Source organism: Sphingomonas parapaucimobilis NBRC 15100, from assembly GCF_000787715.1.
Taxonomy (GTDB): domain Bacteria; phylum Pseudomonadota; class Alphaproteobacteria; order Sphingomonadales; family Sphingomonadaceae; genus Sphingomonas; species Sphingomonas parapaucimobilis.
The window spans coordinates 47233-55859 of the sequence record NZ_BBPI01000009.1; the positions used below are offsets into that span (position 1 = coordinate 47233).

At 68.6% G+C, this 8627-nt stretch carries 7 protein-coding genes; 3 read left to right on the plus strand and 4 right to left on the minus strand.

The features are described from left to right. Positions 1–2 precede the first annotated feature (2 nt). From SP5_RS02020 to SP5_RS02035, 4 genes are read right to left on the minus strand one after another with little or no spacing between them, the layout of a single operon-like run. A complete protein-coding gene (locus SP5_RS02020) occupies positions 3–950 on the minus strand; it encodes a FecR family protein (protein WP_042483373.1) in 948 nt (315 codons plus the stop codon). Then, positions 947–1468, minus strand: coding sequence for an RNA polymerase sigma factor (locus SP5_RS02025; RefSeq protein WP_042483377.1), 522 nt, complete (start codon positions 1466–1468; stop codon positions 947–949). Before SP5_RS02025 ends, SP5_RS02020 begins: the two co-directional genes overlap by 4 nt. A 44-nt stretch (positions 1469–1512) precedes the next feature. After that, a complete protein-coding gene (locus SP5_RS02030) occupies positions 1513–2313 on the minus strand; it encodes a ChbG/HpnK family deacetylase (RefSeq protein WP_042483379.1) in 801 nt (266 codons plus the stop codon). After that, positions 2288–3187, minus strand: coding sequence for a glycosyltransferase family 2 protein (locus tag SP5_RS02035; protein ID WP_241823576.1), 900 nt, complete (start codon positions 3185–3187; stop codon positions 2288–2290). Before SP5_RS02035 ends, SP5_RS02030 begins: the two co-directional genes overlap by 26 nt. Positions 3188–3491: 304 nt before the next feature. On the opposite strand from SP5_RS02035, the gene SP5_RS02040 reads away from it, so the two are divergent. The 3 genes from SP5_RS02040 (at position 3492) to SP5_RS02050 (ending at position 8512) form a co-directional block, all read left to right on the plus strand. Beyond that, positions 3492–4970 (plus strand): ArnT family glycosyltransferase, encoded by a 1479-nt coding sequence (locus tag SP5_RS02040; RefSeq protein ID WP_042483408.1) that lies wholly within the window; start codon positions 3492–3494, stop codon positions 4968–4970. A 74-nt stretch (positions 4971–5044) separates the two neighbouring features. Beyond that, positions 5045–5908, plus strand: a complete 864-nt coding sequence (gene yghU, locus SP5_RS02045) for a glutathione-dependent disulfide-bond oxidoreductase (protein ID WP_042483382.1) — start codon at positions 5045–5047, stop codon at positions 5906–5908. A 210-nt stretch (positions 5909–6118) separates the two neighbouring features. After that, positions 6119–8512 carry a hypothetical protein gene (locus SP5_RS02050; RefSeq protein ID WP_042483385.1) on the plus strand — a complete coding sequence of 798 codons (2394 nt, stop codon included), beginning with the start codon at positions 6119–6121 and terminating at the stop codon, positions 8510–8512. Positions 8513–8627: the final 115 nt, after the last annotated feature.

Genomic DNA, 8627 nt, shown 5'->3' on the forward strand with positions numbered 1-8627 from the left:
GTTCAATGAACCCCGTCCGACGCCCGCAAAATCCAGTCCCCACCGCTCTGGCGCCACTCCGCTCCGATCAGCTTCGCAAGACGTGGAACGTCCCGGCTGGCGTCGCCCGTCACCCGGACCAGCCCGGTGACGCTGCGTTTCGCCAACGGCCCCTCCACCGCGATCCGCATGCCATAGGCGGATTGCAATCGTGCAGCAATCGTGTCGACCGTATCGCCGTCCAGATCCAGCAGGCCGCGACGCCAGCCGCCGACCATCGCCGGATCGACCCGCACGCGGCGCAATCTGCCCCGCGCCTCGTCCAGCCGTACCCCCTGCCCGGCGGTCAACTGCACCGTCTGCCCGCGGGGTGCGAGCGCCACCGCCCCTTCCGCAACCGTCACATCCAGCCGAGCCCCCTCACGCCGGACGTTGAACACGGTCCCCACATCGCGGATGGCAACGTCGCCGGAGCGGAGTTCGAAAGGAGCGGAGGCGTCGTGCCGAACGCGGAACAGCGCCTGTCCGCTCTCCAGCGTCGCGACCCGCATGTCGTTGCGGTCGAGCCGAAGCCGCGATCCCCCCGCCAATTCGACCTGCGTGCCGTCGTTCAGGGCAATGACCCGCGTCTCGCCCGGCCGGGTCTGTTCGACCCGGATGTCGGGGTGCGCCTGCATCAGCACCGGCCCCGCGATCAGCGCGACGGCGGCCGCGACGCCGCCCATCAACCACCAACGACCCCACCCCCTGTTGTCGTTGGCAGCGACCGGGGCCTCCAGCGGTGGCTCGGCAATGACGGGTTCCGGTTCGGCCACGGGGGCGACCAGCAAGGCATCGGCCATCGCCACCGCGTCATAGGCGCGCGCATTGGCCGGGCTGTCCTCCAGCCAGGTCGCAAAGGCATCCCATTCGGCCGCGCTCATGTCGCGCTGCCGGACGTGCCAGTCGATCGCCTGTTCCTCCCGCGTCACTCGTCCCCGCTCCTTCCACTGTCAGGACGACGCCGACACGCCTGATCCGCACCCTCCAATTCACGATTTTCTTGCAAAAATTGATAGGCGCGGCGGAGCAGCTTTTCGACGGCGCTGACGGTGATGCCCATCCGTTCGGCAATGTCGCGCTGCGGCCGTTCCTCGAAGCGGAACAGGGTAAAGGCCTCGCGCATCCGGTCGGGCATCCGGGCGATCATCGCATGGGCCTGGGCCAGCTCGCTGCGGCCCGATGCGATCCGTTCGGGATCGGCATATTCGGCGGATTGCGGCTGGACCTCTTCCCACGCCCCCTCCCGCACGCCGCGCCGGGCAGCGGCAATGCGGCGGTCGGTCGCCAGATTGGTCGCCATGCGGCAGAGAAAGGGAATGGGCTGCTCGATCTGTCCGGCGTCCAGCCCCGATACGCGCAGCCACAGGTCCTGAAGCGCATCCTCCGCTTCGTCGGGCGAGCCAAGCCGGGCGGCGAGCAGGCGACGCAGCAGCGGGCGCGCCTCCATGAACCGGCCTTCCAGACCCTGATTACCCAAAGACCGCCCTCGTGTCAGGCGGCGAAGGCCAGCCCGCGTTGCGCCGCCATGTCAGACACCGAAACGGCGCGCAAGACATCGGCTTCGTCGCGCCGCGCCGCCGCGATCACGTCGCCCGCCCGCTTGCCCGCACCGGGATGGCACATCACCAGATGCTCCGCCCCGCCATGGTCCAGAAAGCGCGGCAACGCCTCGGCAAAGCGCCCGTCGAACCCGTAATGCCCGGCAAACCCCTCGTTGCAATGCAGGCCCTCCGCTTCCACCGCGCGGGTCAGGCCGCGCGAATGATAGGCGCTGCCGATCGCTTTGCCGCGCCAGGGCCGCCCCAGCAAGCCGATCAGCCGGTCCTCGCAGGTACGCACCCACGCGTCGGGCGCGCGCCGTCGGGTGATCGCCAGCACGATCGGGCGAACGCCGGGCAGCGCGTGCGAATGCTGATGCCCGTCGACAAAGGCGGGCGGACGGCCCATCGCCGCCTCGAAACGGTCGAACTGCGCCTCGACCTCGCGCGTGATCTCGGCCGGATCGAGCTGCCCGCGCGACGCCAATCGCGTCAGCGGATCGATCCCCGGCATCAACCCGTCGCGGGTAAAGCCATTGGGGTGGATCGGCGCTTCCTCGGTCAGGGTCAGGTGCAGGCCGATCTGCGCGCTCTGCGGCACCGAACGCAGCATCACGCTGTCCTCCATCCAGTTCGGACGGAGGGTCATGCAGCTCGTCGCGTTCAGTTTTCCCGAGCGCAACAGCTCGGCAATGACCAGACTGTCGTCGGTGGAAAAGGCGAAATCGTCAGCGCAGAGAATAAGCCGGTTCACCCACGACCCCCGCCAGTTGCTGATAGGCCCGCTCGCGCATCCGCTCGGTCGTGAGCCGCCGCGCGCGCAGTCGCTTCGCAAGGAAATCGTAGAAGAACCAGTCCCCCGCAAACGGCGCCGCCACGCTGTAGACCAGCCGCTCGGTCAGCGTCCAGCGGATCGACTCCCGGTCGCGCTCGCGGTCGGAGGGGACGCACCAGAAGCCATCGGCATAGGCCATGGTGCCGTGGCGCATGACGCGGTGGATGACCTCATGATCCTCCAGCACGTAATTCCAGCGGCGCGCGTCGAACCCGCCCGCCGCCTTCAGCGCCTCGGTGCGAAAGGCCTGGCCCGCCCCGCCCGCATGGCACTGGCGCGGCAGGAAGCGCGCCGCCAGCCGGATCGCGGCGGACTCGCGGCGACGCTCCGCTTCCCCGTCCTGGGGGGCGATGAAATAGGCCCCGGCGACGACGCAGCCCGGCCGCTCCAGCAGGGCTTGCGCCTGCGCCAGATAATCGGCCGGATAATAGGTGTCGGCATCGCAGGTCGCGACGAAGCGCGTATGCACATGGTCGAGGCCGAGGTGCAGCGCGTTGATCTTGCCGGGCAGGCCCTGATGCAACAGGATATGATCAAGCCCCAGCCGCTCGCAGGTATCGGTCGCCACCCGCGCGCTGGCGTCGAGCGAGCCATTGTCGACCAGCACGAGGCGGAACCGCACCGTCTGCGCCGCCAGGCTCTCCAGCGTGGCCGCCAGATCGCGCTCTTCGTTGAAAAAGGGCACGACCACGGTCCAGCACGGCGCGACATAGGCGCCCGTCCGTTCCGTCTTCCCCGCCTGAGCCCAGGCTTTGGCATTCCGCCAAGCCGCGCCTTCCGCATCGAGCAGCATTACCCCACCCCGCCCTTAAAACGACCAAGTCACCCGGTGGCCGAAGCCCCCGCCCGGCGGCGGCCAGCGCCGCAGCCAGAGATGTTCATGGCTAAGACGGAGCAATCCCCGCCAAACCGGACATGGTGGCTGAAAATATTTTCACTCGGCCGGGAACCATGTCGATTTTCTTTGCGAAGGCCCCGGTGTCGATGACATGGGCGAGCCGCACCGGGCGGATCCGTGGGGCTTCGTTCCGCCTGTCGCCCATTCTCCAACAGGGTTCGTGATGACGGAAATGACGCCCGCCCGCCCGGCTTTTTCGATGCCGCTTAGGTTCAATCTGTTCCTGAACCGACCGATCGGCGCGGCGCTGGTCCTGCTGGCCTTTGCCGTGCTGACCCGGATGCGCGACTTCGGCAATCCGGTCGCCCATGTCGACGAGCAATATTATCTGCTGGTCGGCGATCGCATCCTGCACGGCGCACGGCTCTATATCGATCTGTGGGACCGCAAGCCGCCGGGGCTGTTCCTGTTGTTCGCCAGCTTCCGCCTGCTGCCGGGTGACGGGTTCCTGGCCTATCAGCTGGTCGGCGCGGCCTGCACCGCGGCTACCGGCTGGCTCGTCTGGCTGGCTGCGCGGCGCATGGGGCTCGGCTTCCCGGCGGGACTGGCGGCGGGGGCCGCCTATATCCTGTGGCTGCCGCTGCTCAGCGGGGGAAGCGGCCAGTCGCCGGTCTTCTACAATCTGGCGATGACCGCCGCTGCGGTGCTGACGCTGGAATTGCCGCGCCTGGCCGAGCGGCGCGCGGTCGGCGCGATCATCGTCAGCGGCGCCATCGCCTGTCTGCTGGCGGGCATCGCGATCCAGATCAAATATACCCCGCTGGTCGAGGGGGCGTTTTTCGGCCTTGCGCATCTCTGGTATCTCTGGCGGGCGCGGGCGGGCGTCGTGGTTGTGGTGCTGGCGGCACTGGCCTGGATGGTGCTCGGCCTGCTGCCCACCGCGCTGGTCGTGCTGTATTTCTGGCTTGGGGATACAGCGGCATTCGACGCCTTCTGGTTCGCCAATTTCACCTCGATCACGCTGCGGCGCGGCTATCCGGCGGCCAAGATCATCGGGCGGCTTGCCGGGATCGGCGGGCAACTGCTGCCGCTGATCGCCTGTGCGCTCTATAGCTGGCGCCAGGGGCCGAAGCATCCGGCGCTGACGCTGACCCGCATCTGGCTGGGCTTCGCACTGGTGGCCTTTGCGATGATCGGGGCGTTTTTCGACCATTATGCCCTGCCGCTGGTCGCCCCGCTGGCGCTCGCCGCCGCCCCGGCCTTCGCGCTCAGCCGAAAGGCGGTGGTTGCGGTGTTCACGATCGGGGCCGCGCTGTTCGTCTTCCACTCCGCCACCAACGACCCGGGCGAGGGCGACGGCATCCGCCGCATGGCGAAGGCGATGGCGGCGGTGGACGGGCGCGAATGCCCTTATGTCTTTGCGGGCGACTCCAGCCTTTACCATCTGTCGGGCGGCTGCATTCCGACCGCTTACGCCTTTCCCTCCTCGCTGGCCTATGAGGCGGAGCGCGGCGCAATCGGGATCGACGAAAGCGCCGAGGTCGCCCGCATCCTCGCCCGGCGTCCGCCCGCCATCGTGACGCTCGACGATCCCTTCTCGCCCTGGAATGCCGCGACGCAGGCCCAGGTCTCCGGCGCTTTGGCACGCGACTATCGGCTGGTCATGACGGTCCCGCGCGAGGAGCGGCATGAACTGCTGTACGTCCGCCGCGACCTGCCCGTTCCGCCAGCGAAATAAAAGGCACGGTCGCGGTTGTTTTTGCCATCGCCGCCGCCCATCTCCCGCGCCGGACAAAGCTGGAGCCAAGAGCCATGAGCGACGACGCCTATACCCCGCCTGCCATCTGGACCTGGGACAAGGAGAGCGGCGGGCGCTTCGCCGCCATCAACCGTCCCGTCGCCGGGGCGACGCACGACAAGGACCTGCCGGTCGGTGAGCATCCGCTCCAGCTCTATTCGATGGGCACGCCCAACGGGGTGAAGGTCACGATCCTGCTGGAGGAACTGCTCGCCGCCGGTCATGCGGGGGCGGAATATGACGCCTGGCTGATCAGCATCGCCAATGGCGACCAGTTCGGCAGCGGCTTCGTCGCGGTCAATCCCAATTCCAAGATTCCGGCGCTGGTCGACCGGCGGGGGGCCGAGCCGCTCGCCATCTTCGAGTCCGGCGCGATCATGACCCATCTGGCGGAAAGCTTCGGCGCGTTCCTGCCGACCGAACCGGCGGCCAAGGCGCGAGTCCTGTCCTGGCTGTTCTGGCAGATGGGCAGCGCGCCGTTCCTGGGCGGCGGCTTCGGCCATTTCTATGCCTATGCGCCGGTGAAGATCGAATATCCGATCAACCGCTATGCGATGGAGGCCAAGCGCCAGCTCGACGTGCTCAACCGCCAGCTGGAGCATAACGCCTTCGTAGCGGGCGACGAATACAGCATCGCCGACATGGCGATCTGGCCCTGGTACGGGCAGTTGGTGCTGGGTGATCTCTACAACGCCGCCGAGTTTCTTCAGGTTCAGGAATACCCCCATGTCCTGCGCTGGGCGCGCGAGATGGCCGCCCGACCAGCGGTGAAGCGGGGACGGATGGTCAACCGCACCTTCGGCGAGCCCTCCGAACAGCTGGCCGAGCGTCATGACGCCAGCGATTTCGAGACGAAGACGGCGGACAAGCTCGGTTGAAACTTGTCCTCCCCTGCAAGGGCGAGGTGGCAGCCTGAAGGGCTGACGGAGGGGGATCTTCGCGAGGCGCATCATGTGCTGCACGCCCCCTCCACCATGCTGCGCATGGTCCCCCTCCCCGCAAGCGGGGAGGATTTGCAACGTGACGCCCGCATGTCATCTGCCGCGAATGGCTTGATCCCTGCCGCCGACTGCGCCTTAAGTCCCGCCATGCTCCCTCGCCTTCCCTTTCCGCGCCCGCTGATGGCGGTGGCGCTCGCGGCGGCCGCCCTGGTCGAAAGCCCGCTATGCGCCGCGGACCCCGCACCCTTCGACCTGCCGGGGCCAGCCTTGCGTATTTCCGTCACGCGCGGCGACCGCACACTGCCCATCGCCGAGGTGCCCAACCTCGCCACCGGCGACCGGCTGACGATCGAGGCGGACCTGCCGCAGGACCAGCGGGCGCATTACATCCTCTTCTCCGCCTTCCTGAGCGGCGCGACCAACCCGCCGCCCAAGGACTGGGTGAAGTCGGCCGAGACCTGGAAGCCCAAGGACAAGGACCGCCGCCTGACCCTGACCGTGCCCAAGGGCGCACGGCAGATGGCGCTGTTCCTGGTGCCGGAGACGGGTGGCGCATCGGGCACCATCGTCGATGCGGTGCGCGACCGGCCGGGCGAGTTCGTTCGCGCGGTGCAGGACCTGAACCAGGCCTCGCTCGACCGTTCGCGGCTGAACGCCTTCGTCGCGGCGATCCGCGCGCAGGAGAACAGCCACCCCGAGTTCCTGCGCACCCTAGCGCCCGCTCTGTCGAACAGCCTAGCGATCAAGCTGAACCCCGACTGCCTGGCCAAGGTGATCGAGTTGCAGGCCGCCTGTCTGCTCGAAAACCAGGAAAATCTGGTACTGGCCGACATCCATAGCAGCTCGATGACCGACACGCTGATCGGCGCGCCGACCGATCTGGCCTTGCAGGTCAGCTATACGCGCGAAGCCGGACTGGGCTATTACAGCCCCTATATCGCCGTGGTCCGCGACATTGCGCGGGTGTTCGGCGCGTTCGGCAATCCGCAATTCGGCTATCTGCCCACATTGGCGACGCGCGACGGCGACCGGATGGCGCTGCTGCTCAACGCCGCGCCCTCCTTCGCCAAGCCCAAATCGGTGCTGGTCGCCGCCATGCCCGCCATCGACGCGGTCAGTCCGCCGCGTCTGCGCGTCACCGGCGACGTCCCGCTCTGCGGGGCGCGGCCGGGCCTGGTCCTGCCGGTCGAGGGTGCGCCGCTGATCTACTCGACCGCGTTCGCGCGCAACATGATGGTGTCGATCACCACCGCCGACGGCAAGCGGCTCGACCTGCCCGTCCGCGCGCGCGCCGATCGCGGGGGTTATGTCCTGACCGATCCGCTGCCTTCGGGCGCCTTGTCCGGCAAGGTGTCCGCCAAGCTGCACGGCGACTGGGGCTTCGACAGTTTCGAGGGGCCGAACTTCACCCTGCAATTCCCGGGCAGCGGGGAGTGGCGCACGGACGACAGCGGACAGAGCCTGGTCGTCGGGCGTGACAACAGCGTCGCGCTGACCGGCCCGGCCGCCGCCTGCGTGACCGGCGTGACGATGCGCAGCGGCTCGGCCGCCCCGCAGTCGGTGCCCTTCACCTTGCGCGGCGCGGACGGGATCACCGTCACCCTGCCGTTGAAAGCGGCGCGGGCGGGCGACGTGACGCTGGAGGTCCAGCAGATCGGCGACGCCGCGCCGCGCACGGTCGGCTTGCGCGCCTTTTCACCGGCCAGCCGGATCGACACGGTGACGCTGGCCAGGGGAGACCGCTTCGCGACGCTGACCGGACAGCGGCTGGATGAGATTGCCGGGGTCGAGATCGGTGACGTCCGTCTCTCGCCCGACGGCCTTACGCGTGAGGGCGATACCGACCGGCTGGTCGCCACCGCCGCCGATGGTCGCCCGCCCTCGGGCACGAGCGCGAAAGTCCGGCTGACCGATGGGCGCACCCTGTCGGTGCCGATCACCACCGCCCCGCCCCGCCCCGCCGCGACGTTGATCGCGCGCAGCCTGACCCCCAAGGCGGCGGCGGGCGCGGTGACGCTGGCCACCAAGGACGAGACGATCCTGCCCGACAATAGCCGCCTGACCTTCTCGGTTCGGGCAGGCGAAGGCACCCGGCTGGCCCCGACCGACGCGATCGAGGTCGGCACGGCGGATGGCAGCGCGTCGGTGACGCTGGAGGGCGGACACGACGTGCGGCTGTCCTCGCCCGACATCGCTGTTGCGACACTCGATCCGGCACGGCTGGGTCCGGCGGCGGCGGGGGCCTTACGCTACCGGGTGGTGCGCGGGGGCATCAAGGGCGACTGGAGTCCGCTCGCCACGCTGGTGAGGCTGCCGGGGATCGATGCGATCACCTGTGCCGCCGACGGATGCCAGATGGCGGGGCGCGACCTGTTCCTGATCGACCGGGTGGCGGCGAGTGTCGACATGGGCGCAGCAGTGAGCGTTCCGCCGGGGTTCACGGCGGCGCGGTTGACGGTGCCGCCGATGCAGAATGGGGTGCTGTACGTGACGCTGCGGGATGCGCCGGGGGTGGTGTTTACGCTGGTCCAGAGGCCATAAAGCGGAATGGCATGAGATGCCCCCCCCTCCCCGAAAGGGGAGGGGCTCGTGGGATTCAAGGCAAAGCCACCCCGCTCCGGGGATTCCCCGGCCTTCGACTGTGCTCAGGCTGGAG

Excerpts from the sequence above, each read along its gene's own strand:
- SP5_RS02025 (WP_042483377.1), bottom strand. The coding sequence starts at position 1,468 with ATGGAGGCGCGCCCGCTGCTGCGTCGCCTGCTCGCCGCCCGGCTTGGC.
- SP5_RS02035 (WP_241823576.1), bottom strand. The coding sequence starts at position 3,187 with ATGCTGCTCGATGCGGAAGGCGCGGCTTGGCGGAATGCCAAAGCCTGG.
- SP5_RS02040 (WP_042483408.1), top strand. The coding sequence starts at position 3,492 with ATGCCGCTTAGGTTCAATCTGTTCCTGAACCGACCGATCGGCGCGGCG.
- yghU (WP_042483382.1), top strand. The coding sequence starts at position 5,045 with ATGAGCGACGACGCCTATACCCCGCCTGCCATCTGGACCTGGGACAAG.
- SP5_RS02050 (WP_042483385.1), top strand. The coding sequence starts at position 6,119 with ATGCTCCCTCGCCTTCCCTTTCCGCGCCCGCTGATGGCGGTGGCGCTC.